23 protein-coding genes are annotated in these 24924 nt (G+C 71.8%); 6 read left to right on the top strand and 17 right to left on the bottom strand.

Annotated features, from left to right (window positions below; all coding sequences use genetic code 11):
* Nucleotides 1-541: 541 nt before the first annotated feature.
* From ispF to J2S42_RS23705, 3 genes are read right to left on the bottom strand one after another with little or no spacing between them, the layout of a single operon-like run.
* Nucleotides 542-1003, bottom strand: a complete 462-nt coding sequence (ispF, locus tag J2S42_RS23715; RefSeq protein WP_307248973.1) for a 2-C-methyl-D-erythritol 2,4-cyclodiphosphate synthase — start codon at nt 1001-1003, stop codon at nt 542-544.
* 8 nt (nt 1004-1011) lie between these two features.
* The gene (gene ispD / locus J2S42_RS23710; RefSeq protein ID WP_307242506.1) at nt 1012-1719 is read right to left on the bottom strand and encodes a 2-C-methyl-D-erythritol 4-phosphate cytidylyltransferase; all 708 of its coding nucleotides are present in this window, start codon (nt 1717-1719) and stop codon (nt 1012-1014) included.
* 40 nt (nt 1720-1759) lie between these two features.
* On the bottom strand, nt 1760-2245 hold the full coding sequence (locus tag J2S42_RS23705; protein ID WP_033342403.1) for a CarD family transcriptional regulator: 486 nt from the start codon (nt 2243-2245) through the stop codon (nt 1760-1762).
* Between the two features lie 467 nt (nt 2246-2712).
* Between J2S42_RS23705 and J2S42_RS23700 the strand changes: the two genes are divergently transcribed.
* Nucleotides 2713-3459, top strand: coding sequence for a hypothetical protein (locus J2S42_RS23700; RefSeq protein ID WP_307242504.1), 747 nt, complete (start codon nt 2713-2715; stop codon nt 3457-3459).
* On the opposite strand, the gene J2S42_RS23695 is transcribed toward J2S42_RS23700, so the two are convergent.
* Nucleotides 3452-4483 carry a type III polyketide synthase gene (locus tag J2S42_RS23695; RefSeq protein ID WP_307242502.1) on the bottom strand — a complete coding sequence of 344 codons (1032 nt, stop codon included), beginning with the start codon at nt 4481-4483 and terminating at the stop codon, nt 3452-3454. The genes J2S42_RS23700 and J2S42_RS23695 overlap by 8 nt on opposite strands.
* Nucleotides 4484-4494: 11 nt before the next feature.
* The gene (locus tag J2S42_RS23690) at nt 4495-5214 is read right to left on the bottom strand and encodes a methyltransferase domain-containing protein (protein WP_307242500.1); all 720 of its coding nucleotides are present in this window, start codon (nt 5212-5214) and stop codon (nt 4495-4497) included.
* Nucleotides 5215-5260: 46 nt separating this feature from the next.
* On the opposite strand from J2S42_RS23690, the gene J2S42_RS23685 reads away from it, so the two are divergent.
* The 4 genes from J2S42_RS23685 to disA all read left to right on the top strand — a co-directional run bounded on the left by J2S42_RS23685 (nt 5261) and on the right by disA (nt 9774).
* On the top strand, nt 5261-6094 hold the full coding sequence (locus J2S42_RS23685; protein ID WP_307242498.1) for a UbiA family prenyltransferase: 834 nt from the start codon (nt 5261-5263) through the stop codon (nt 6092-6094).
* A 97-nt stretch (nt 6095-6191) separates the two neighbouring features.
* Nucleotides 6192-6974, top strand: a complete 783-nt coding sequence (locus J2S42_RS23680) for a hypothetical protein (protein ID WP_307242496.1) — start codon at nt 6192-6194, stop codon at nt 6972-6974.
* Nucleotides 6975-7055: 81 nt separating this feature from the next.
* A complete protein-coding gene (gene radA, locus J2S42_RS23675; RefSeq protein WP_307242494.1) occupies nt 7056-8498 on the top strand; it encodes a DNA repair protein RadA in 1443 nt (480 codons plus the stop codon).
* 88 nt (nt 8499-8586) lie between these two features.
* Complete coding sequence (gene disA / locus J2S42_RS23670; protein ID WP_307242492.1) at nt 8587-9774, top strand: DNA integrity scanning diadenylate cyclase DisA; 1188 nt, start codon at nt 8587-8589, stop codon at nt 9772-9774.
* An 800-nt stretch (nt 9775-10574) separates the two neighbouring features.
* On the opposite strand, the gene J2S42_RS23665 is transcribed toward disA, so the two are convergent.
* From J2S42_RS23665 to J2S42_RS23655, 3 genes are all read right to left on the bottom strand, one after another.
* A complete protein-coding gene (locus J2S42_RS23665; RefSeq protein WP_307242490.1) occupies nt 10575-11306 on the bottom strand; it encodes a hypothetical protein in 732 nt (243 codons plus the stop codon).
* A 66-nt stretch (nt 11307-11372) separates the two neighbouring features.
* Nucleotides 11373-11933, bottom strand: a complete 561-nt coding sequence (locus J2S42_RS23660) for a peptide deformylase (RefSeq protein ID WP_307242489.1) — start codon at nt 11931-11933, stop codon at nt 11373-11375.
* Complete coding sequence (locus J2S42_RS23655; RefSeq protein ID WP_307242487.1) at nt 11930-12442, bottom strand: glycine cleavage system transcriptional repressor; 513 nt, start codon at nt 12440-12442, stop codon at nt 11930-11932. Before J2S42_RS23655 ends, J2S42_RS23660 begins: the two co-directional genes overlap by 4 nt.
* A gap of 98 nt (nt 12443-12540) precedes the next feature.
* Here J2S42_RS23655 and J2S42_RS23650 point away from each other — a divergent pair, with 98 nt between their 5' ends.
* On the top strand, nt 12541-13410 hold the full coding sequence (locus J2S42_RS23650) for an HhH-GPD family protein (protein WP_307242485.1): 870 nt from the start codon (nt 12541-12543) through the stop codon (nt 13408-13410).
* Nucleotides 13411-13446: 36 nt separating this feature from the next.
* On the opposite strand, the gene J2S42_RS23645 is transcribed toward J2S42_RS23650, so the two are convergent.
* From J2S42_RS23645 to J2S42_RS23605, 9 genes are all read right to left on the bottom strand, one after another.
* Nucleotides 13447-15969, bottom strand: a complete 2523-nt coding sequence (locus J2S42_RS23645) for an ATP-dependent Clp protease ATP-binding subunit (RefSeq protein ID WP_307242483.1) — start codon at nt 15967-15969, stop codon at nt 13447-13449.
* 445 nt (nt 15970-16414) lie between these two features.
* Nucleotides 16415-16768, bottom strand: coding sequence for a histone-like nucleoid-structuring protein Lsr2 (locus J2S42_RS23640; protein WP_307242481.1), 354 nt, complete (start codon nt 16766-16768; stop codon nt 16415-16417).
* Nucleotides 16769-17344: 576 nt separating this feature from the next.
* A complete protein-coding gene (locus tag J2S42_RS23635) occupies nt 17345-18103 on the bottom strand; it encodes a type III pantothenate kinase (RefSeq protein ID WP_307242480.1) in 759 nt (252 codons plus the stop codon).
* A 25-nt stretch (nt 18104-18128) separates the two neighbouring features.
* A complete protein-coding gene (gene nadC / locus J2S42_RS23630; RefSeq protein WP_307248971.1) occupies nt 18129-19010 on the bottom strand; it encodes a carboxylating nicotinate-nucleotide diphosphorylase in 882 nt (293 codons plus the stop codon).
* 5 nt (nt 19011-19015) lie between these two features.
* Nucleotides 19016-20659 carry an L-aspartate oxidase gene (locus J2S42_RS23625; protein ID WP_307242478.1) on the bottom strand — a complete coding sequence of 548 codons (1644 nt, stop codon included), beginning with the start codon at nt 20657-20659 and terminating at the stop codon, nt 19016-19018.
* A gap of 81 nt (nt 20660-20740) precedes the next feature.
* A complete protein-coding gene (locus J2S42_RS23620) occupies nt 20741-21655 on the bottom strand; it encodes a septum formation family protein (protein WP_307242476.1) in 915 nt (304 codons plus the stop codon).
* A 112-nt stretch (nt 21656-21767) separates the two neighbouring features.
* Nucleotides 21768-22610, bottom strand: coding sequence for a pantoate--beta-alanine ligase (gene panC, locus J2S42_RS23615; RefSeq protein WP_307242474.1), 843 nt, complete (start codon nt 22608-22610; stop codon nt 21768-21770).
* The gene (locus J2S42_RS23610; RefSeq protein WP_307242472.1) at nt 22597-23535 is read right to left on the bottom strand and encodes a Rossmann-like and DUF2520 domain-containing protein; all 939 of its coding nucleotides are present in this window, start codon (nt 23533-23535) and stop codon (nt 22597-22599) included. The genes panC and J2S42_RS23610 overlap by 14 nt, the downstream gene beginning before the upstream one ends.
* A gap of 135 nt (nt 23536-23670) precedes the next feature.
* Nucleotides 23671-24915 (bottom strand): phytase, encoded by a 1245-nt coding sequence (locus tag J2S42_RS23605; RefSeq protein ID WP_307242470.1) that lies wholly within the window; start codon nt 24913-24915, stop codon nt 23671-23673.
* Between the last annotated feature and the right edge of the window lie 9 nt (nt 24916-24924).

Genomic DNA, 24924 nt, shown 5'->3' with positions numbered 1-24924 from the left:
CCCGGCCATGCCGCGGCACCGCGCCCTCTCCTGCGGCACCCGACCCCGGCACGGGCCCTGCCGCGGCAACCGCCCCCTGCCGCGCGACCCAGCCCTCTCCGCGGCACCCGACCCTCCCGCGACGCCCGAGCCGGTCCCGCCGCAGCTGAGACAAAAGCGCGGTGTCCGCCGCATCTCGGCTTCGTATGCGGCTCGCGGTCGCAAGCCGCCCAGGAACCGGCACCCCTTGTGACCGGGAAAGCGCGCGGTGTCCCTCGCTGGTCCAGTCCCGTGCGCGAGTCGCGTTCAGACGCCGCGCCGAGAACCAGTACCGCCGTGGCCGGACGGGCGCGGCACTCCTCGCGTGTCGGCTCCCATCCGCCAGTCGCGCTCACACCGGCGCCGCCCCTGGTGCGGCCGCGACCGGGAAGAACGCGCAGCATCCGCCGAAATCAGCCACCACCGGAAACCGGCCGGCGGCGCTGGACCGGAGCGCAAGCGGGCAGTGAGCCATCACACCCCGCCGAGGATCATCCACCCGCTCTCGAGCGAATCCCCGCCGTCAGGGCCGGTAGATCATTGCGACGGCGATGGCGGCCAGGCCCTCCGCACGGCCGGTCAGGCCGAGGCCGTCCGTGGTGGTGCCGGAGACGGTCACGGTGGTGGTGGCGGCGGCGCCGAGGGCCTTCTGGGCCTCGTCGCGGCGTTTGCCGATCTTCGGGCGGATGCCGATCACCTGGATGGAGATGTTGCCGATCTCGAAGCCCGCCGCGCGGACCCGGGCCGCGGCCTCGGTGAGCAGCGCCACGCCGGACGCGCCGGACCATTCGGGGCGGTCGGTGCCGAAGTTGCTGCCCAGGTCGCCGAGCGAGGCGGCGGAGAAAAGTGCGTCGCAGGCGGCGTGTGCGGCGACGTCGCCGTCGGAGTGGCCGGCCAGGCCGGTCTCGCCGGGCCAGTGCAGGCCGGCGACCCAGCAGTCGCGACCGGCCTCGAACGCGTGCACGTCGGTTCCCACGCCCACCATCGGAATGATCACGTGGAGGATCCTGCCTCATGGGTCAGCAGGTGCTCCGCCAGCACCAGATCGATCGGGCGTGTGATCTTCATGGCGAGGTCGGAGCCGGGTACGCAGATCACACGCTCACCCAGCTTCTCGACCATGCCGGCGTCGTCGGTGTGCGCGGCGATTGCGGCCGCGTGCGCGGCGATGAGCAGGTCGCGACGGAAGCCCTGTGGGGTCTGCACCGCGCGGAGCGTGGAGCGGTCGACGGTGCCGAGCACGGTCTCGGCCGCGTCGACCTCCTTGATCGTGTCGACCACCGGCAGCACCGGGATCACCGCGCCGGCGCCGCCCCGCACGGCCTCGGCCACGGACTCGACCAGCGCGGCCGGTGCCAGCGCCCGCGCCGCGTCATGGACCAGGACGACATCCACATCAACCGGTACGGCGGAGAGCGCAGCCGACACGGAACTCTGCCGGTCGGCGCCGCCGGGGACGACCGTCACCTCGGCGATCGGTGCGAGCAGCTCGGCCACGAACGCGACGTCCGCCGGTGGTGCGGCGATCACGATCTGGCGGACGCCACGGGCGGCGGCGACCCGGCGTACCGCGTGCACCAGCAGTGGCTCGCCGCCGAGCAGGCGCAGCGCCTTCGGGCCGCCCGGGCCGAGCCGGACACCGGCACCGGCGGCAGGAACAAGGACCGCGACGTCACCGCGCGGGTCAAGGTGCGCGGTCACGTCGCGGTCCTGTCGTTTATCAGGGGTGGTGCTGGTGATCTCAGGCCTCGGTCAGGACCTTGTCGAGAAGCGTCTCCGCCTCGTCCTTGGTGCTCTTCTCCGCGAGTGCCACCTCGCCGACGAGAATGTCCCGAGCCTTCGCCAGCATGCGCTTCTCGCCGGCGGAGAGGCCCCGCTCCCGCTCACGACGCCACAGGTCGCGGACGACCTCGGCGACCTTCAGCGGGTTGCCGGAGGCCAGCTTTTCCAGGTTTGCCTTGTAGCGCCGTGACCAGTTGGTCGGCTCCTCGGTGTGCGGGGCGCGGAGCACGTCGAAGACCTTGCCAAGGCCCTCTTCGCCAACCACTTCACGTACACCGACGATCTCGGCGTTCTCAGCGGGAACCCGCACCGTCAGGTCACCCTGAGCGACCCTCAGGACGAGGTAGAGCTTTTCCTCGCCCTTGACGACCCGAGTCTCGATAGCCTCGATGAGTGCGGCCCCGTGGTGGGGGTAAACAACGGTCTCGCCGACACTGAAAACCATAGGTTCGAAACCCCTTTCGCTGTGTCTAGCGTAACACGGTCGGACACCGATGTCCCACCCCGACCCTGACCATTTGCGCAGCTCAGACACCCTGTGAAAGGTCTTTCTCAGGCTTGACAGCGCGCCATTCAGATGATTCGCTGACGCAGCGTAACCAATACATCACCGGCCTGCGGTGACCGTCTAGATCGACAGTCGCTAAGGTCGGACAGATCAGCACGTCTGGATCGAGCCGCCTCATCCGGGACGAAACGGAGCGCCGACGGCGGTCCGGACTGCCCGGCTGGGGCGAAGAATCCTGGCCAGAAAAACTTGCACGGTCTTGCGGAAGGTCGTGGCTCAACGATGCGGCGGCCCCATTCTATCGCCGATGGCCACCCCGTGCCCCACTGGCGGTGAACGCCCGGGTGCGAGACGCTATAAGCCGGACCCCGAGTCACTTCCGGTGGACCGGTCAGGGGGCGCAGATGGGCACGCTTGGCGGCAACGGCGACGTACCTCCTCCGGACGACAGTGACCTGCCGGAACTCCCTCCCGAGTGGCGATCGATAGTCATACCGGACGACGCCTCCGCGCTCGCCGACGAGGCCGCGGCCGTCCGCCGCGAGTTGCGCGAGCGGCAGCGGACCGAACCGCCCGCCCCGATCGTCACCCGCCGCGCGTTCCTGAGCCGGATCGTCCGGCCGCCGAGCGAGACCGCGCTCCGCATCCCCCTGGTGATCATGGGGATCGCCATCATCACCACACTGACCAGCCTGTTCCTGGTGAGCTGGCTCGGTCAGCCGCGCACACCGGCCGCGCAGCGCACCGCGACCGGCCAGACGCCCGGCCCGGGACGCACGCTGCCCGCGCTCGACCTGATCGCGGCCGACGGCAGCAGCACGCCGCTGCGTGCGCTGCTGCCGGCCGTGTTCGTCATCACCGACGGGTGCGCCTGCGACCGCCTGCTCCAGGAGACGCTGCGGGCCGCGCCCCCCGGCGTGCGCGTGGTCGCGGTGAACCGCCTCCCCGCCTCGGGCCCGCCCGGCACACCCACGCCCGGCCTGCTGAGCCTGATCGACCAGGCCGGCTCGCTGCGCGCGGTGACCGACCTGCCGGAGCCCACCGGTGGCGGCGGCGTGGTGCTCGTCGACGACCGGAACGAGATCGTCCGTACGATCCCGGCCGCCACCGGAGCGGACGAGTACCGGGTGACGCTCGAACAGCTCAGGTGAGTTCGAGCAGCACGGCGTAGAGCGTCAGACCGGGACCGAACGCGAGCGCCAGTACCCGGCGCGGCGGCTCCGGACGGCGGCGGAGCGCGTCCAGGATCAGCAGCACGGTCGGGGACGAGCAGTTGCCGTACGTGGCCAGCACCTCCCGCGACGCGGCCAGTGCGGAGTCCGGCAGCTCCAGGTGACGCTGCACCGTGTCGAGGATGCGGGGACCGCCCGGGTGCACGGCCCAGCCGTCCACGTCCGCGACGGTCAGCCCATGGCCGGCCAGCAGGTCGTCGACCATCGGGCGGACGTGCCGGGCCAGCACCTGCGGCACCCGGTTGGACAACCCCATCCGGAAGCCCAGGTCGGTGACCTGCCACGACATGTGGTCCGCGGTCGTCGGGTCGGTGACCGCGGCGACCTCGCGGACGGCGTACCCCCGCTGGGTCTGCTCTTCGGGCCGCAGCACGACGGCCACCGCGGCGTCGCCGAAGAGCGCGTGGCAGACGACCTGCTGTGTCTCCAGCCGGGCCGCGGGCGGCTGGATGTGCAGACTGGTCAGTTCCGCGCAGAGCAGCAGCGCCGGGCGGCCGCGCGCGGTCACGAAGTCGGACACCGCGCCGATGCCGGGCAGCGCGGCGTAACAGCCCATGTGGCCGATGAACAGCCGCTGGGTGCGCGGCGACATGCCCAGGTCACGGGCGAGCAGGATGTCCAAGCCCGGTGTGGCGTAGCCGGTACAGGAGCAGACCGCGAACAGGCCGACGTCCGCGGCGTCCAGTCCGGACGAGGTGAGCGCGCGTTCCACCGCCTCCTTGCCGAGCGGCAGCGCCTCCTCCTGGTACCGGCGCATGCGCTGCTCGGTCGACCAGCCGGACACGTCCTCGGTGAGCGGGTTGACCGCGGCCTGCCGGGTGCGCACGCCGGAGTTCGCGAAGATCTTCTCCGCGAGCGCGGCGGTGCGTCCCTGGTAGTACTCCGCGAAGTAGCCGGACCAGAGCTCGTCCTGATCGGCGGACGGGGGCAGTGCCACGCCCATCCCACCAATGATCACCACTCTTTTCGCCCCATTCCCTGGTACGCGACGGCGGTCGACCTGATCGGACGCATGCGGGTGGCACGCTCCGGCGGTCGCCGGCCCAGCAGCCAGCCGGCGAGTGCGGGCAGGCTTGGTCGGATACCCCGGACGCGCAGCCGTACACCGTGTGTGGCACAGAGCGCAGTCAGGCGCGCGGGGTCCACATAGAACCGGGGGTCGTGGATGCCGCGCGACCGGGGCACCAGGAACTCCGCGACGGTGATCGTGAGCAGCCGGCTCAGCGGCGTGTCGTTCAGCGTGTCCAGCACCAGCAGGCCGCCCGGGCGCAGCACCCGGCACAGCTCCGCGACCGTGGCCGGCAGATCCGGCACGTGCTCCAGCAGTTCACCGGCGACCACCACGTCCACGGCCGCGTCCGGCAGCGGCAGCCGGGCCGCGTCCGCCCGGACCGGCAGCACGCCCCGCGACGCGGCCTGGGCCAGCGCGGTCGCGCCGAGATCCACGCCGACGTGCCGGTAGCCGTGCCCGGCCACGTGTGGAGCCAGCAACCCGGCACCGCAGCCCACGTCCAGCAGCACCGCGCCGTCCCGGGACGCCGGCGGGATCAGTGCGGCGCGTGCGGCGGCCAGCCAGTGCAGCAGCTCGAACAGGCCACCGGGCCGCCACCATTCCGCGGCGAGTACGTCGTACTGCCGAACGTCGTTTCGCGCCACGATCGGGGGCGGCACCATTCGTCGAGCCTGGCACGAGTCGGCGGGAAGGGCCAGACTGCGGCACATGGCCCTCCGAGGTTTGTTCCGCGCGTCCCATCCCGAGCCCGGTCTCGCCGTGACCACGGTCAGCGCGCTGCTGGCCGCCGGTGCCGGTCACTCGTTCGCGAGCGGCGCGCTGGTCACCGCGACCGTGCTGGCCAGCCAGGCCGCGGTCGGGTGGAGCAACGACTGGCTCGACGCGACGCGGGACCGAACGGTCGGCCGGCCGGACAAGCCGGTCGCGACCGGAGCGGTGAGCCGCACGGCGGTCGGCGTGGCCGCGCTGGTGTCCGCGGTGGCCGTACCGCTGCTGGGGCTGCTCACCACGCCACCGGCCGCGGCCTGCATCACGCTGGCGCTGGCCTCCGCGCTGCTCTACAACGCGCCGCTGAAGCGGACGCCGCTGTCCGTGCTGCCCTATGTGGTCTCGTTCGGCGCGCTGCCCGCGTTCGTGGTGCTGGCGCTGCCCGGCGTGCCCGTGCCGCCGCTGTGGCTGGTGGTGGCCGGTGGGCTGCTCGGCGGCGGCGCGCACTTCGCCAACGTGCTGCCGGACCTGGAGGACGACCTGACCACCGGGGTACGGGGACTGCCGCACCGGCTCGGCGCGACCGCGTCCCGGATCGCCGCGGCCGGGCTGCTGCTCGCCGCGACCGTGACGCTCGCGTTCGGACCGCCCGGTCCGCCGTCCTGGGTGGGCACGGCCGCGCTGGCCGGGGCGGCCGTGACGCTGACCGCCGGATGGCTGGCCGGCCGGGCCGCGATCGCGCGCGGCCGGCGTTCGCACGCCGCGTTCCGGTCCGTCATCGCGGTCGCGCTGATCGACGTGATTCTGCTGGTGGTGGGCGGTGCGGTGGGCTGAGCGCGACCCAGTTGGCGGGTCGGCTCACGAACCGGATCACGGCCAACTAGGCTGAAGCCCGGCCAGCTCGCGTTCTGGTAGTTCGAGGAGGACCGACGTGACGCGCTCGATGACGGTAGGCCGCCGGGCCCTGCGCCTCGCGGCGGGAGCCGCGGCGGTCGCTCTGGCGGTGACCGGCTGCAGTGCCGGGCAGATCGCCGAGACCGCGATGAAGGCGCCGTCGGTCGCGAGCGTCTCCGCCGACTCCGCCGACCAGAAGCTCGCGGTCCGCGGCCTCGCCGTGGCGTACGAGGGCGTCGAGGGCTACCCCGCGGGTGGCAACGCGCCGGTGCACGTGACGCTGATCAACCAGACCGCGAACCCGATGACCGTCGAGATCGGCATCGGCGCGCCGGCCGAGGGCGCGGGCCCGACCGTGACCACGGCGCGCGACGTGCGGATCATCGGCGGCGAGTCCGCCGCCGCCCCGTCCGCCTCCCCGTCCGGCTCGGCGGTTCCGGGTGCCTCCGGTTCGCCGTCCGCCGGTGCCGGCGAGGAGGAGACCGAGACCTCCGGTTCGCCGTCGCCCGAGGCTTCCGGTGGCGCGGCGTCGCCGAGTGCCACGGCCGCGGCTCCGGCCACCCCGGCCGGCCGTGCCGCGACCGTGGAGATCCCGGGCAACGGTGCGGTGATCTTCACGTCCGAGAGCGCGGAGCGGCTGTCGCTGGTCGGCCTGGCCGCGGCGCTGCGCAGCGGCATGTCGGTCACGCTGACGTTCCAGGCGACCGAGGGTGGCGTCGCCAGCCCGCTGCTGACCGTGCCGACGCCGGTGGACATCCCGCTGACGCCGGCGCCGCGTGAGACTCCGCACGCGGAGGAGGGCGAGGGCGAGGGCCACTAGCCGTCGGCCTTCCGAGACTTCGAGCCCGCCCGGGAGACCGGGCGGGCTTTTTTGTCGGTGGGCGCGGCTAACGTTGCTCCCGTGACCCGACCTGTGCCCCGCGGTGCCTCCTCGACCCGCCCCCGCTCCGGCGGTTCCAAGGAGCCGCGTCCGAGCTACCAGTGCGATGCCTGCGGGCACCAGCCGCCCAAGTGGCTGGGGCGCTGCCCGGAGTGCGGCGAGTGGGGTTCGGTGATCGAGGCGGCGCCCGGCCCGGTCGTCTCCGGCAAGGTGGTCAGCTCGCGCATGCCGGCCGAGCCCGCCCGGCCGATCTCGCAGATCAGCGCCGCACCCGCCAAGGCACGCCCGACGCACGTGCCGGAGCTCGACCGGGTGCTCGGCGGCGGCATGGTGCCCGGCGCGGTGGTGCTGCTGGCCGGCGAGCCCGGCGTGGGCAAGTCGACGCTGCTGCTCGACGTGGCGCAGCGCTGGGCCGAGGCCGGCGAGACGTCGTCGCTGGTGGTCAGCGGCGAGGAGTCGGTCAGTCAGGTGCGGCTGCGCGCGGAGCGGATGGGCGCGCTGCACGACAAGCTCTACCTCGCGGCCGAGAGCGACCTCGGTGCGGTCATCGGCCATCTGGACGCGGTCAAGCCCGGTCTGCTGATCGTCGACTCCGTGCAGACCATCTCCACCGGCACGGCCGAGGGCGTCGCCGGCGGCGTCACCCAGGTGCGCGCGGTCACCGCCACGCTGGTCAGCCTCGCGAAGGAGCGAGGCATCGCGACCGTGCTTGTCGGCCACGTGACCAAGGACGGCAACGTGGCCGGTCCACGCGTGCTGGAACACCTGGTCGACGTGGTGCTGCACTTCGAGGGCGACAAGCACTCGTCGCTGCGCCTGGTCCGCGGCATCAAGAACCGGTTCGGCGCGGCCGACGAGGTGGGCTGCTTCGAGATGCACGAGGGCGGCATCAGCAGCCTCTCCGATCCGTCCGGCCTGTTCCTGACCCGCTACGCGGAGCCGGTGCCGGGCACGTGTGTGACGGTCGCAATGGAGGGCCGGCGCGCGTTGGTCACCGAGGTTCAGGCGCTGATCGGCGGCACGGTCCCGGGCTCACCCCGGCGCACCGTCTCCGGGCTGGACAGTGCCCGCCTGGCCATGGTGCTGGCCGTGCTGCAACGCCGGGTCGAGCGGCTCACGCTGCACGACAAGGAGGTCTTCGCGGCCACGGTCGGCGGCATCCGGGTGGTCGAGCCCGCGGCCGACCTGGCGGTGGCGCTGGCGGTCGCGTCCGGCGGGCTCAATCTCGCGCTGCACCCGACGCTGGCCGCGATCGGCGAGGTCGGGCTGACCGGCGAGGTGCGGCGGGTGGGCGCGGTCCCCCGGCGGCTCGCCGAGGCAGCCCGGCTCGGTTTCCGGTTCGCGCTGGTCCCGCCCGGGTGCGGGCCGTCCTCGACCGGCATCGTGCCGGACGGGATGCGCGTGGAGGAAGTCGGCGACCTGCGGAGCGCGCTGCAGTGGGCCGCCCGGTTCTCGGCAGAATGAGGCTACTGAGAGTGACAGATGATCACTGTGTGGTTCTGCGGCCGAACCGCAACGGCGGCTCGTGGATGACGGTCCGTAGACTGTGCGAGTGCCGATCGACCGAGATGCCAGCAAGCCCGCTGGTGCCAGCCTCCCTGGCCGCCCTGGCGTGGTCGGCTCACCCGCTCGCGCCGTGACGAACGGTTCTCCGGGGCTGAACGGGTCGAGCGCCGCCGGTGACCCGCTCCGGGCCAACCTCGCCCTGATGGCGCCGGGCACCGCACTGCGCGACGGGCTGGAGCGCATCCTGCGCGGCCGCACCGGCGCGCTGATCGTGCTCGGCTACGACGCGGCCGTCGAGTCGCTCTGCACCGGCGGCTTCCCGCTGGACGTGGAGTTCTCCTCGACCCGGCTGCGCGAGCTGTGCAAGATGGACGGTGCGGTGGTGCTGTCCAGCGACTGCACCCGCATCGTGCGCGCCGCCGTGCACCTGATGCCGAACCCGGACATTCACACCGAGGAGTCCGGTACCCGGCACCGCACGGCCGAGCGCGTGGCCAAGCAGACCGGCTACCCGGTGATCTCCGTCAGCCAGTCCATGCACATCATCGGGCTGTACGTGAACGGTCAACGGCACGTGCTGGACGACTCCGCCGCCATTCTCAGCCGGGCAAACCAGGCACTCGCCACGCTCGAGCGGTACAAGCTGCGCCTCGACGAGGTCTCCGGCACCCTCTCCGCACTCGAGATCGAGGACCTGGTCACCGTGCGGGACGCGGTGGCCGTGGTGCAGCGGCTGGAGATGGTCCGCCGCATCGCGGACGAGATCGCGGGCTACGTGGTCGAGCTCGGCACCGACGGCCGCCTACTCGCCCTCCAGCTGGACGAGCTGATGGCCGGCGTCGACGCCGACCGCACGCTGGTCATCCGCGACTACCTGCCGACCGGCCGAAAGGCCCGCACGCTCGACGAGGCGCTGGTCGAGCTGGACCTGCTGACCGCCGCCGAGCTGATCGACCTGGTCGCGGTCGCGAAGTCGATCGGTTACCCGCCGGCCTCCGACGCACTCGACGCACCGGTCAGCCCCCGCGGCTACCGCCTGCTGGCGAAGGTCCCCCGCCTGCCCGGCAGCGTGGTCGACCGGCTGGTCGACCACTTCGGCAGCCTCCAGCGCCTGCTCGGTGCCACGGTCGAGGACCTGCAGGCCGTCGACGGCGTCGGCGACGCCCGCGCCCGCAGCGTCCGCGAGGGCCTGTCTCGCCTGGCCGAGGCCAGCATTCTCGAACGCTACGTCTGAGCCACACTCCCCCGCGCCCCGTGGCGACGCCGAACGCCGGTAGCGCTCTGTCGCGTTCCACAAAAGTCAAGGTCAATCGCTGGTTGTTCCCGCTTCCGGCGTGGCCCGGCCCGCATGTTCCCGCGGGCAAACCTCGCCGAGGGCTCCGACTCCGCTGGCTCCGCTTGCCGCCCGGCATCGGAGCCGGTTTTCCACGGTGCCAGGACCCACGCTCCTCGTGACGCCGCGGTCCCTGCGGCCCGACGAGCTGCCCGCACGCCGCGATTCTCCCGTGCCGCGACTTCCGCAGCGCGGCACCTGAAGCCACAGCGCGAAACAGGACCCACGGCTCGGCAAGAAACCAGGGCACGATGCCGACTCGGCCCCGGCACGAATCCAGAAGCGGCACGGAAGCAGACGCCGCACGAAGCCAGTGCGGCACACCCCCGGACGCGACGCGAGACTGAGGCACGGCGCGAGACGAAGACACGGCCCGAAACAAGGACGCGGCCCGAAACAAGGACGCAGCGCGGAATCCAGCGCGGTGCCCAGCGGGAGCCCGGCCTGCGATGAAGCGCTGGCATCTGCCGGCGCCTGAGCGGCCGACCGGGGCGAATCTGCGGCGCGGCGGGAGGAGCGCACGAGAGTGCAGGCCCGTGCGGCCTCGGCTGCGTGGGGTCTGTCCTGGTCACGGCGGGACTGGCAGGGAGGAGCGCCAGCGACGACCGGTGCCCGCGGGAGCACTCGGGAAGTGCCCCCGCCGGAAGTGGGAAGACCTGCTTATCGGGTTTTGGGCTTCGGTTTTCGCCTGGTCGGCACCGTCAGTTCAGCGTGATCGTTATCGGGTTCGTGGTCTGCTGGGAGAGACGGCCGAAGAGCTGGTAGGTGCCGGCGGCGGGGGCGTCGCCGGCGGCGGAGCCGGCGTCGCACTTCGCGGACGACTTGCCGTTCCAGCCGGCGGTGCCGATCGTGGTCTCTTCGCCGGGTGCGAAGGTGCGCATGTCGGACACGCCCGGTTCGGCGCAGGTGTCCGAGGACCAGATCGTCTCGGCGCCACGCTTCAGGTACATCTCCTGCTCGCGCGAGCCTACGTCCAGGGTGCACGCCTGGGTCGACGAGTTCTTGATCTTCAGCTCGAAACGGAGACCCGCACCGCGGGCGGCGCTGGACCGGTCGGTCGCGGCCGATATCGTGATCGCGCCCTGTGCGCAGCCGCCGTTGCCGCCGACCACGATCCCGTCCGCGCCCGCGGTCGGGAAGAGCGAGTCCTCGGGTGCGGGCAGGCCGGCCGAGCCGCCCTCTGGCGCCGGGTTGAACGACTGGTTCTGGCCGGGCGGGTCGGTGCGCGGCGTCAGCACCGACGGGCTGACCGTGGTCGTGGGGGTGACGTCGGCGTTCGGCGACGGCGTACCCGCTCCCTGACCGGACGGCGTGTCGGTGCCGCCACCTCTGGTGCACGAGTAGACGATCACCATGACGACGACGAGTACAGCGCCGATGACAACGGCGCGCCTCCGCCAGTAGACGGCGGGTGGGTGGGGTCCAACCGTCATTCTCATGATGGGGTCACCGTATCGAGCGACGAACGCTCCGGCCGCGCGACGCGCCGTGAGTATCCCTCACAGGTAGGTCTGTCGTTGGTAGACCGCGTGCGCGCCGGCCACCCGGTCCAGGAACAACAGGCCGGCGCAGTGATCGATCTCATGCTGCAGCGCCCGCGCCTCGAACCCGTCCGCCGGGAACTTCACGGTCACGCCGCTGCCGGGCAGCTGCCCCTCGACCACGAGCCGGCTGGCCCGCTTCACGTCGCCGGTCAAGTCCGGCACGGACATGCAACCCTCGCGGCCGGGCCGCCACCGGCTCGCCTCCACCACGGTGGCGTTGCAGAGCGCGAACACGCCGTGCACGGTCACCGCCTTCGGGTGGCCGGTGACGTCCACGCAGAAGACCTGCGAGCTCACGCCGACCTGCGGTGCGGCCAGCCCGACGCAGCCGGGCGAGACGCGCATGGTGGCGATCAGGTCCGCGGCCAGCCGGATCACCTCCGGGTCGCGCGGGTCCACTTCGGAGCCGGCCCGGCTGAGCACCGGGTCCGGGGCGGTGACCACGGCCCGGACCGTGCCCGGCTCGCCCAGGCTCTCCGGCGTCCACCCGGCCAGGTCGTCGAGCGGCGCGGTCACAGCAGATCCGATTCCGCGCGGCGCAGCGTCACCTCGACGTCCAGCGTCTTCGCGACCTCGCGCAGTCGCTCCGCGAGCCGGTCGGCCGCGGCCGGCGGCAGGTCCACCTCCGCGATCAGCAGGTAGAGCGGGCCGGTGAGGCGGGTGGTGAGGTCCGTGACGTTGCCGCCCTCCTCCTCGACCACCCGGGTGACGGCCGCGACGATGCCGAGCCGGTCCGCGCCGTGCACGCTCACCAGGTACGGCTCGCCGCGCGGCACGCCGCCGGTGTCCGGCTCCACCGCCCGTACCGTGGCCAGCAGTTGCCCGTCCGTGGTGAGCGGCGTGAGCGCGGCCTCGACCGCGTCCGGCGCCGGGCCGTTGCAGACCAGCGTCATCGCGAAGTGGCCGCGCAGCCGGGTCATGGTGGAGTCGGTCAGGTTGGCGCCGAGCCCGGCGAGCACGCCGGCGACGTCGGCGACGATGCCCGGCCGGTCGTGGCCGATGACGGTGATCGCAAGCTCCTGCACCCGTGCAGTGTCCCCGATCCGGGCGCGTCCGCGCGCGTTCCCCCGCCGGAGGGTCCAGCGTGCGGGACACCGGACGCGTCGGGCAGGATGGTCGCGCGATGACTATTGCTGAGACCGCAATCGACTGGTTCGACCTGCACGCGCGGGACCTGCCGTGGCGGGAACCGGGCGCCTCACCCTGGTCGATCCTGGTCAGCGAGGTGATGCTGCAGCAGACGCCGGTGGTCCGGGTGCTGCCGGCCTGGCGTAACTGGATGGCGCGGTGGCCGACACCGGCCGCGCTGGCCGCGGACCCACCGGGTGAGGCGATCCGGATGTGGGACCGGCTGGGCTACCCGCGCCGCGCGCTGCGGTTGCACGCGTGTGCGACCGCGATCGTGGAGCGGCACGGCGGCGAGGTCCCGGACGACCTGGAGCAGTTGCTGGCGCTGCCCGGGATCGGCGTCTACACGTCCCGGGCGGTGGCCGCGTTCGCGTACGGGCAGCGGCACCCGGTGGTGGACACGAACGTGCGCCGGTTCGTCTCCCGCGCGGTGGCGGGCGAGCCGGACGCGGGCCCGGCGACCACTCCGGCGGACCTGGTGGCCTGCGAGGCGCTGCTGCCGGACGAGCCGGCCCGGGCGGCGCGGGCCAGCGCCGCGTTCATGGAGATCGGCGCGCTGATCTGCACGGCCCGGTCGCCGCGCTGCGCGGACTGCCCGGTGGTGACCACGTGCGCGTGGAAGGCGACCGGCCGGCCGATGCCGGAGGGGCCGACGCGACGCCCGCAGAAGTACGCGGGCACGGACCGGCACGTCCGTGGCCTGATCATGGCGGTGCTGCGGCAGTCGGACGTGCCGGTGTCCCGGCACCGGATCGACCTGGTCTGGCCGGACGAGGTGCAGCGAACCCGGGCCCTGGCCGGGTTGGTGTCCGACGGCCTGGCGCAGCCCGCGCCGGACCTGCCGGAGCACTACGTGCTGCCATGAAAAGGGCCCCTGGCCGGGGGCCCTTTCACGATCGGCTTACTCCTCGGTGGCCGCACCCAGGTCGGCCGGGACCGTCTCCGGCACCTCCACCGGCCGGTCCGAGGCCCGGAACACGAGCTTGGACTGGTCGATGTTGTCCGGGTCGCCCTCGCAGTCGACGACCACGATGTGGCCGGGGCGCAGCTCGTTGAAGAGGATGCGCTCGGACAGGTTGTCCTCGACGTCACGCTGGATCGTCCGGCGCAGCGGCCGGGCACCCAGCACCGGGTCGAAGCCCTTCTTCGCCAGGTACTTCTTCGCGTTGTCGGTCAGCTCCAGCGCCATGTCCTTGTTCTTCAGCTGGCCCTCGATCCGCGACACGAAGATGTCCACGATGGACAGGATCTCGGTCTGCTGGAGCTGGTGGAAGACGATGGTGTCGTCGATGCGGTTCAGGAACTCCGGGCGGAAGTGCTGCTTCAGCTCGTCGTTGACCTTCTGCTTCATCCGCTCGTAGTTCGACTCCTGGTCCTCCGACGCCTGGAAGCCCAGCGACACGGCCTTCGCCACGTCACGCGTACCCAGGTTCGTCGTCAGGATGATGACCGTGTTCTTGAAGTCCACGATCCGGCCCTGACCATCGGTCAGGCGGCCGTCCTCCAGGATCTGCAGCAGCGTGTTGAACACATCCGGGTGCGCCTTCTCGATCTCGTCGAAAAGAACCACACTGAACGGCTTGCGCCGCACCTTCTCCGTGAGCTGGCCACCCTCGTCGTAGCCCACGTAACCGGGAGGCGCACCCACCAGGCGGGACACCGTGTACCGGTCGTGGAACTCCGACATGTCCAGCTGGATCAGCGCGTCCTCGGAACCGAACAGGAACTCCGCCAGCGCCTTGGACAGCTCGGTCTTACCGACGCCCGAGGGGCCGGCGAAGATGAACGAGCCGGACGGGCGCTTCGGGTCCTTCAGGCCCGCACGGGTACGCCGGATCGCCTTGGAGACCGCCTTGACCGCGTCCGACTGGCCGACGACGCGCTTGTGCAGCTCGTCCTCCATGCGCAGCAGGCGCGAGGTCTCCTCCTCGGTGAGCTTGTAGACCGGGATGCCGGTCCAGTTGCCCAGCACCTCGGCGATCTGCTCGTCGTCGACCTCGCTGACCACGTCGAGGTCGCCGGCCTTCCACTGCTTCTCCCGCTGTGCCTTCTGCGAGAGCAGCTGCTTCTCCTTGTCGCGGAGCTGCGCGGCGCGCTCGAAGTCCTGCGCGTCGATCGCGGACTCCTTGCCGCGGCGGACCTCGGCGATCCGCTCGTCGAACTCGCGCAGGTCCGGCGGCGCGGTCATCCGGCGGATGCGCATCCGCGCGCCGGCCTCGTCGATCAGGTCGATCGCCTTGTCCGGCAGGTAGCGGTCGGAGATGTAGCGGTCCGCCAGCGTGGCGGCCGCGACCAGCGCGGCGTCCGTGATCGAGACGCGGTGGTGTGCCTCGTACCGGTCGCGGAGGCCCTTGAGGATCTCGATGGTGTGCGCCAGCGACGGCTCGCCGACCTGGATCGGCTGGAACCGGCGCTCCAGTGCCGCGTCCTTCTCCAGGTGCTTGCGGTACTCGTCCAGCGTGGTGGCGCCGATTGTCTGCAGCTCGCCGCGGGCCAGCATCGGCTTCAGGATGCTGGCGGCGTCGATCGCGCCCTCGGCCGCACCGGCACCGACCAGCGTGTGGATCTCGTCGATGAACAGGATGATGTCGCCGCGGGTGCGGATCTCCTTGAGCACCTTCTTCAGGCGCTCCTCGAAGTCACCGCGGTACCGCGAACCCGCCACCAGCGCGCCGAGGTCCAGCGTGTAGAGCTGCTTGTCCTTCAGCGTCTCCGGGACCTCGCCCTTGATGATCTTCTGGGACAGGCCCTCGACCACGGCGGTCTTGCCGACGCCGGGCTCGCCGATGAGCACCGGGTTGTTCTTGGTGCGGCGGGACAGCACCTGCATGACCCGCTCGATCTCCTTGTCGCGCCCGATGACCGGGTCGAGCTTGCCCTCGCGGGCGGCCTGGGTGAGGTTCCGGCCGAACTGGTCCAGCACCAGGCTGGTGGACGGCGCGGCCTCGCCACCGGCCGCGGCGGCGGCGCCGGTGGTGCCCTTGTCCTGATATCCGGAGAGCAGCTGAATCACCTGCTGGCGGACCCGGTTGAGGTCGGCGCCCAGCTTGACCAGCACCTGCGCGGCCACGCCCTCACCCTCACGGATCAGGCCGAGCAGGATGTGCTCCGTACCGATGTAGTTGTGGCCGAGTTGCAGTGCCTCGCGCAGCGACAGCTCCAGGACCTTCTTGGCCCGGGGCGTGAAGGGGATGTGACCGCTGGGGGCCTGCTGACCCTGGCCGATGATCTCTTCAACCTGCTGGCGCACGCCTTCGAGCGAGATGCCCAGGCTCTCCAGGGCCTTGGCGGCGACGCCCTCACCCTCGTGGATGAGGCCCAACAGGATGTGCTCGGTGCCGATGTAGTTGTGGTTGAGCATCCGGGCTTCTTCCTGAGCCAGGACGACAACCCGACGCGCTCGGTCGGTGAACCGCTCGAACATATCCCTCGTGCTCCTCACGTGCCGTGCGCACTCGATCTTGTGAGTCGAGCAAACGTGGCAGCGCCTCTGCCCGCGAAACCACGTCTCTGCCTGTAAACCTCGCCTGGACATCCACGGAGGATGTCCATGCCATCACTCTATCGCCGCCGACCGACTTCGCCGCTCCTCGAAGTTGTCCGAGTACCGGCTGTCAGCGACGTATTTACCAACCTGCCACGGAGAACCGCTGTTCCCTGGCCGGGGCCGCTACGCGCAGAGCTGAACCGGGGACGCCGCACCGCGGCCGAACCGCGTTGTCCACAGGTTTGCCACGTTATCCACAGGCCCTGTGGTTATCAACAGGGGGCTGTGGATAACTCTTTGAGCTGCGGAAATACGCACAGAGGCCCGCGACGCGCCGTGCGTCGCGGGCCTCTGACCGCAGAACGAGGGGATTACGGGGTGATCAGCGCCCGGGGCCCTTCGCGTGAAACTCGTCGACGATCTCCTGCGGGATGCGCCCGCGGTCGGAGATCTCCTTGCCTTCTCGCTTCGCCCACTCGCGGATCGCCTTGTTCTGCTCCCGGTCCGCCGCCGCGCCGCCACGGCCCCGCGCGGCGCGACCGCCGACAACGACACCGCCCCGGCCGACCTTAGTTCCGGCACCGAGGTAGGGCTCGAAAAGGGACCGCAATTTCTCGGCGTTCTTCTTCGAGAGGTCGATCTCGTACTGCACACCGTCGAGGGCGAACTTGACCGTCTCGTCCGCGTCGCCGCCGTCGATGTCGTCGACCAGCTTGTGAATGATCTGCTTGGCCACGGGCCGTTATCCTTCCGAGCAAGTTTCTCCCGCAATACCTGAACAATAACTCAAAAGATGCGTCGCCCGTCAATAGGATGGGCAAGGGTCTTGTGGCGTGCCGGACGGGCAGCTTTCCACAATGCCGTTGTCGAAGAGATTCCCTGGTCAAGCGGGTGCGGGGAACCGAAGCGACATTCCCCGCCGGGCGCTTGGAAGGCATTCCACCTCGATACGACGCCGGATCGTGACCGGAAATCCGCGAACCGCTCAAGTGCTACCTGGCGAACTGCGAGGTGGATGTTGTGTCCGTAGTCACGCGGTGTCACAGCAGGCCGCCACTAACGGAGCATTTCGGACTCGGCGACTCAAGTGGCCGCACCGGTACCACCGCGAGTCCGCTCAGCAGCCCGGCCAGCACACCGGCGGGCGGCGGATAGGGACACCCCACCCCGAACCATACTCGGCGAGCAGGGCAAGGATAAAGGCCGCCACCGATTCGCGGTGGTTGCGTGTCCGGTGGATTGCTGTCCGTCACGGAATGGCACCGGCCGAATATCAACTCGACCCGCCGGGCACGCGCACCCGAAATTCGAATTAGACGTTGCGCTCGTACACCATGCGAAGGCCGATCAACGTGATCATGGGTTCATGGTGGGTGATCGTCCGGCACTCGCCGACCACCAGCGATGCCAGGCCACCGGTTGCGATCACGGCCTTGACCTCGCCGATCTCCTCGGTCATCCGCTCCACGATGCGGTCCACCTGACCGGCGAAGCCGAAGTAGAGGCCGGACTGCAGGCACTCCACGGTGTTCTTCCCGATCACCGAGCGCGGCTTGGTCGCCTCCACCTTGCGCAGCTGCGCGGCGCGGGCCGCGAGCGCGTCGAAGGAGATCTCGATGCCGGGCGCGAACGCACCGCCGAGGAACTCGCCGCGCGCGCTGATCACGTCGAAGTTCGTGGTGGTGCCGAAGTCCACCACGATGGACGGGCCGCCGTAGAGGCTGTGCGCGGCCAGCGTGTTGACCACGCGGTCCGACCCGACCTCCTTGGGGTTGTCGATCGCGAGCTGCACCCCGGTCCGCACGCCGGGCTCCACGATCACGTTCGGGACCGACGCGTAGTACTTGGCCAGCATCGTGCGGAGGTTCCGGAGGGCGGCCGGCACGGTCGAGCAGGCCGCCACCCCGGTGATCTCCACGGCGTCGCCGGCCAGTAGCCCGCGGAACATCAGCCCGAGCTCGTCCGCGGTGGACCGGGCGTCGGTCTTCACCCGCCAGGAGTGCCGGAGCTGGTCACCGTCGAACGTGGCCAGGACGGTGTTCGTGTTCCCGATGTCGATGCAGAGCAGCACGGTGGCAGCCTATCGACCAGGCGATCTAGCGTGGCCGCAGGTCCATGGCGATGTCCAGGATCGGCGAGGAGTGGGTCAGGCCGCCGACCGAGAGGTAGTCCACGCCGGTCGCGCCGTACTCGGCCGCCACGGCCAGCGTCAGGCCGCCGGTCGCCTCCAGCTCGGCCCGGTCGCCGACCGCGGCCACCACCTCGCGCAGCAGCTCCGGGCTCATGTTGTCGCAGAGCAGGAAGTCCGCGCCGGCCTCCACCGACTCGACCGCCTCCGCGACCGTGGTCACCTCCACCTGCACCGGCACGTCCGGGAATGTCTCCCGCACCCGCCGGTAGGCCTCCGTCAGCCCACCGGCAGCCAGTTTGTGGTTGTCCTTGATCATCGCGACGTCGTACAGGCCCATCCGCTTGTTCGTGCCGCCGCCGGCCCGCACCGCGTACTTCTCCAGCGCCCGTAGGCCCGGCGTGGTCTTGCGCGTGTCCAGCACGGTCGCCTTCGTCCCGGCCAGCTCGTCCGCCCAGGCACGGGTGTGCGTGGCCACGCCGGACGCCCGGCACAGCAGGTTCAGCGCGGTCCGCTCCGCGGTCAGCAGCGCCCGGGTCGGCCCGGTCACGGTGGCCAGCACGTCGCCCCGCCGCACCCGCGTGCCGTCCCGGGAGGTCAACACCACCTCTACGGTACGGCCGGAGGAGAGCTCGAAGACCGCGGCGGCGACCGCGAGGCCCGCCACCACGCCGTCCGCGCGCGCGACCAGGTCGGCCGTGTCGGTCTGCTCGGCCGGGATGGTGGACTCGCTGGTCACGTCGCGGTGCTCCGGCCCGAGGTCTTCCTCCAGCGCGGTCCGGACGATCCGCTCGATCTCCGCGACCGGCAGCGCGGCCTCATCCAGCGCCTGCTGCGTCTTCTCCGACAGGGTGGTCATGCGATGGGCTCCCAGGTGTGGGTGGCTGTTCCGTCCTCGGCCAGCGCGGTGACCAGGTGGCCGCGCCACTCGTCCTCCGCCGTGCCGAAATCCTCCCGCCAGTGGCAACCGCGGGTCTCCTGCCGGGCGTACGCCGCGCCGGCCAGCGCGGTCGCCACGGTCAGCAGGTTGGTCGCCTCCCAGCTCGCGGTGCGCGGCGTGCCCCGGCGGCCGGCCGTGGCGGTGAGCGCGGCGGCCGTGCCGCGTAGTGAACCGGCCGAGCGCAGCACACCCGCGCCCCGGCTCATCGCGCGCTGGAGATCCGGGCGCGCGGCCTCGTCGACCACCCACTGCGCGCTGGCGTCGTGCAGCACCGGCTCGGCCTGCGGCGGCAGGTCCCGGCGGATGTCGTCGGCGATCCGGCGGGAGAAGACCAGGCCCTCCAGCAGCGAGTTGCTGGCCAGCCGGTTCGCGCCGTGCACACCGGTGCAGGCCACCTCGCCGCACGCGTACAGGCCGGGAATGCTGGTGCGGCCGTGCAGGTCGGTGCGGACGCCACCGGAGGCGTAGTGCGCGGCCGGCGCGACCGGGATCAGGTCGGTGACCGGGTCCACCCCGGCCGCGCGGCAGGACGCCAGGATGGTCGGGAAGCGGTGCTCCAGGAACTCCTTGCCGAGGTGCCGGGCGTCCAGGTAGACGTGGTCGGAGCCCTCGGCGAGCAGCACCCGGTGGATGCCCTTGGCCACCACGTCGCGCGGCGCCAACTCGGCCAGCTCGTGCTGGCCGACCATGAACCGCTTGCCGTCGCCGTCCACCAGGTGCGCGCCCTCGCCGCGCAGCGCCTCGCTGATCAGCGGGCGCTGCACCGAGGAGACCCCGCCGGAGACGAACGACGTGGGGTGGAACTGGACGAACTCGACGTCCGTGACCGCGGCACCGGCCCGCAGCGCGAGCGCCACGCCGTCGCCGGTGGAGACGGACGGGTTCGTGGTGGACGCGTAGATCTGGCCCATGCCGCCGGTGGCCAGCACCACGGCGCGGCTGAGGATCGCGCCGACGCCGTCCTCCGTGCCCTCGCCGAGCACGTGCAGCGTGATGCCGCAGGCCCGGCCGGTCTCGTCGGTGAGCAGGTCGAGGACCAGCGCGTGCTCGACCATCCGGATCCACGGGTCGCGGCCGACCGCGGCGTGCAGCGCGCGCTGCACCTCCGCGCCGGTGGCGTCGCCGCCCGCGTGCACGATCCGGTTCGCCCGGTGGCCGCCCTCCCGGGTCAGCATCAGCGAGCCGTCCGCGTTGCGGTCGAACTCGGCGCCGGTGCGGATCAGCTCGCGGACCCGGGCCGGGCCCTCCTCGACGAGCACCCGGACCGCGTCGGCGTCGCACAGGCCGACGCCGGCCACCTCGGTGTCGTACGCGTGCGCGGTCGGCGTGTCTAGCGGGTCCAGCACCGCGGCGATCCCGCCCTGCGCCCACCGGGTCGACCCGTCGTCGATGTTGACCTTGGTGACCACGGTGACGTGCAGGCCGCCTTCGCGAAGATGCAACGCGGCGGTAAGCCCGGCGATACCGGAGCCCACGACGATGACGTCGGTGGTCTCGGTCCAGCCCGGCGCCGGGGCGGCGAGACGCGTCGGCAGGGCCGGAAGATCGAGTGGACGCATCCCTCCAGTCAACTCGACCTACCTGCCCTTTGGGGAGCGCGGCCGGCGAAAAGTGGGGCTAATCGCGTACCCGCGCGGGTCTCAGTCCGTGATCGGCAGCGCGTTCGGGCCGGCCGCACGCAGCGACTTGTTGATTTTGATGTCCTGGAGCCAGACGTAGCAGCGGGCGCCGCGGTCACCGGTCTTCCAGTCGGCCTCGTTCGCCAGCACCGGCGCGACACCGCTGCGCGCCGCAAGGTCGTCGTCCTTCGGCACCTTCACGTACTCCGCGATCTTCTGGCGGCAGTTGTTGTAGAACGCCTGCCACGCCGCCACGTCGGTGACCTGCGGGTACTTCTGGTTCGCCGGGGCCTGCCAGACGCCGACGAACTCGCCGTTGTGCTCCTTGGTGCAGTCGGTCGCGGCCATCTTGGTGATCTCCAGCGTGCTCTGCACGTCCAGCGTGTAGCAGCCGAGCCGCAGCGGCGCGTCCACCGCCTTGAGACCGTCCTTGACCGTGCCCTTGCGGGCCACGGTGGTGCCGTTCTCCTCGACGTTCGTCTTCTCGGTCACGTCACAGCGGTACCACCGGGCGCCGCCGGTCCACGCCTTGTCGGACGGCAGCGCGAGGCCGAGCGAGAGCCGGCCGAGCCGCCAGTCCGCGCCGAGGTACGTGGCCGACTGCTTGTCGCACTCGGCGAACGCGGCACGGGCCGGGTCCGAGTCACGGGCCGGTGGTTTACCGGCCTCGGCCGGCGCGCCGGTGAACGTGCCGACGAACGTGGTCTCGACCCGGTGCTCCGTCGCGCAGTCCACCGGTGTGGACAGCGCGCGCAACGCGATCGGCGCGAAGTCCGTCGAGTAGCAGACGCCCGCGGCCGGCACGAACGACTTCGGCTCCGGAAGCCCGGCCCAGTCGTCGGTGAGCTCGCCGTCGACCCCCTCGGGCATGCCGCAGCCGGCCAGCCCCGCCATCATCAGGGCGCCGAGCGCCAGCGCCGCCACCGAGCGTCGCATCCGAGAGACCTCCCCTATAGCCGAATCTGCGAGACCTAACGTAACCGCCGCGACGCGACCCGGCATGCCGCAGGCACCGATCGAGTACCGTACGGCGGCATGTTCTAGCAGCTCACGGCAGTTCTATCGGAATGTTGTCGATAAGCCTCGTGGTGCCGACGCGCGCGGCGACGAGCAGCCGGGCCGGGCCGTGCGCCGGTGCCGGGCCGAGATCGGGCGCGAGCAGCACCAGATAGTCCAGGTCCACGCCCGGCTCCGCCTCGATCCGGGCGTGCGCGGCGGCGAGCGCCTGATCCGCGGAGCCACCGCCCGCCGCGGTGTCGGCACCCGCGCGCAGCCCGGCGGAGAGCGCGAGCGCGGCGGTCCGCTCCGGCACGGAGAGGTACCGGTTACGGCTGGACAGCGCCAGCCCGTCCGGCTCGCGCACGGTCGGCACGCCGACCACCTCGACCGGTACGTTCAGGTCGCGCGTCATCCTGGTCACGAGCGTGAGCTGCTGATAGTCCTTCTCGCCGAAGAACGTGAGGTCCGGGCGGGTGAGCTGGAGCAGCTTCAGCACCACGGTCAGCACGCCGTGGAAGAAGCCGGGCCGGCTGGCGCCCTCCAGTTCCTCGCCGAGCGGGCCCGGGTTGAGCCGGACCTGCGGCGGGCCGTCCGGGTACATCTCCCGCGCGGACGGTGCGAAGACCAGGTCGGCACCGGCGCGCGCGCAGACCTCCAGGTCGGACTCGAGCGTGCGCGGGTAGCGGTCCAGATCCTCGTTCGGCCCGAACTGCAGCGGGTTCACGAAGATCGTGACGATCAGGTGGTCGGCTCGCTCCCGGGCCGCGCGCATCAGCGACTCGTGGCCGTCGTGCAGCGCGCCCATGGTCATCACCACGGCGACGCGGCCGGTCATCTTCACCCGGGCCGCGTCCAGGTCGGCGACCGTGTTGACCAGGCTAGAGGTCGTCATGCGGGGTGCCCTCCCGGGCGTCGGCGAGGACGTCGAGCAGCGGCTCGGCGTCAACGGGGCGGAGCCGGCCGGCGGAGATCGCGCGGTCGGCGGTGCGCCGGGCCAGCACCCGGTAGGTGGCCACGGAGTCGGGCGCGACCTCGGTCAGCTCGGCCAGGTGGCGGGCCACCGTGCCGGCGTCGCCGCGGGAGACCGGGCCGGTCAGCGCCGCGTCGCCGAACACCAGCGCGTTTTCCAGCGAGGCGCGCAGCAGCGGGGCCAGCACCCGCTCCGGATGCAGCACACCGGCGTCGCGCAGCCGGTCCAGCGCGTCGTTGACCAGCGTGACCAGGTGGTTCGCGCCGTGCGCGAGCGCGGCGTGGTAGAGCGCGCGGTCGGAGTCGCGGATCCACTCGACCGCGCCGCCGAGCTGCTCGACCAGCCGGGCCGCGAACGGTCGGACATCAGCGCGCGCGGTCACGCCGTACGAGATGCCGTGCAGCCGGGCGATGTCCTCCGGCCGGCCGGTGAACGTCATCGCCGGGTGCAGCGCCAGCGGCCGGGCGCCGCGCGCGACGGCCGGGTCCAGCGGCGTCAGCCCGTGCGCGCCGGACGTGTGCGCGACCACCTGGCCGGGCCGCAGCGCGCCGTCGTCGGCGAGCCCGCGCACCACGGCCGCGAGCGCGTCGTCCGGCACCGAGACCAGCAGCAGGTCGGTGGCCGCCCGGGCGACCTGGGTGGGTGGCAGATGGGCGGTGTCCGGCAGCAGCCGGTCGATCCGCTCGGCGGTGGCGTCGGAGGTGCCGGAGGCGGCGATCACCCGGTGCCCGGCCGCGGTCAGCGCGGCGCCGAGCGTGGCGCCGACCCGGCCGGCGCCGATCACGCCGACGGTGAGGGTGGCGTTCGAGGTGCGCGCGGTGGCGGTGCGGCGCGTCGATGCGGCCATGTCAGCGATCCAGTCCTCGAAGGGTAGGTACCGGTCGGGGCCAGTATGCGCCAGTGTTTCAGAGCTCTTACAAGAGTGTGTGAAAACGCTCACCGCCGCTCTCCGGGCACCCGCCCGGAGAGCCGCGGACCTGGATCAGCGCAGGAATCCCGCATCGAGGAACTTGAAGTTCGTGCTCGGCCGGTCACCGTCGGCCGGTGTGTCCTGGCCGTCGTGCACCACCAGCAGCCCGCCGGGGAATCCGGGCAGCGGCGTCGCGGTCACGGCCGCGCCGTCACACTCCTGCGAACCGTCCGTGCGCGGCCCGTCGACCACGGCGAAGTGCCCGGTCGGCCGGTTGGAACGCCGGTCGTACGTGTAGAACGTGTCGTCGCCCTGGCTGGAGACCACGAGCGTGCTCCGGGCGATCGTCAGGCCCTCCACGTCCGCCGCGATCCGGCCGCCGAAACCGGGGTCGGCGAGGTAGTCCACGACGCACTCCTCGGTCGCCTCGTCGTACGCGGCCGGGATGCCGAACTCGCGCACCTTCTCCACCGTGACCGGCCGGCCGGTGAAGCGGCCGTCCCGGATCGGCACCCGCCAGAGCGCCACGTCCTCCTGCGCGAGGTAGGCGGCACCGTTCGCGGCGTCCACCACCACGCCCTCGACCTGCGGCCCGTCGCCCGGGTCGGTGCACGGCGCCCAGCGCGCGCCGTTCGGCAGCGTGAACTCGGCCGGCAGCGTCAGGCGGCCGACCGGGCGGTAGGTGACCCGGCCGCGGTCGGCGACGATCCGGAACGTGCCCACCTCGGGCGTGCTACGTCGGCTGACCAGCAGATATTCGTTGCCGACCGCGTCCAGACCGTAGGCGGTGCGCTGCTCGTTCACCTCGGCCTGGGTGGCGTTGAACGCGAACGGCACGTCGTCCGCGGTCACGTCCGTGAGCAGGCCGGTGCGCGCGTCGATCACGTAGAAGCGCAGCTGGTCACGGCCCCGGTCGCTGACCGCGGCGAGGTCGACGGTCCGGCCACCGAGCCGGAAACCCTCGACGATGTCCACGTTGTTGAATCGGCCGGCCTCGTCGTCCGGTCCCGGCGCCGGCGGCGTGGCGATCGACTGCAGCTCACGTCCGCCCAGGTCGTAGACGCGCAATCCGCCGTTCTTGGCGGTAGCGATCACGCGGGACCGCGCGCGATCGGTGGGGTGGACCCAGATGGCCGGGTCGTCCGCGTCGGCGTCGCCGCCCGCCTCGTCGTCGTACAGCGCCGGCGTCTCCGCCGTCGCGCGCAGTTTCTCGATGCGCTGCGGCCCGTCGGCGGCCGCCGGTGCCGCCGGCGTCGTCAGGAGCAGCGTGGGTACGGCGAGAGCCGCGCCGAGGAGCCTCGGAGAAGGAGATCGCATGTGACGCGA

The sequence above is a fragment of the Catenuloplanes indicus genome (assembly GCF_030813715.1).
GTDB classification, from domain to species: Bacteria; Actinomycetota; Actinomycetes; order Mycobacteriales; family Micromonosporaceae; genus Catenuloplanes; species Catenuloplanes indicus.
Note: the sequence above shows the minus strand (reverse complement) of the source record. Positions and strands in the feature narration are given on the sequence as shown.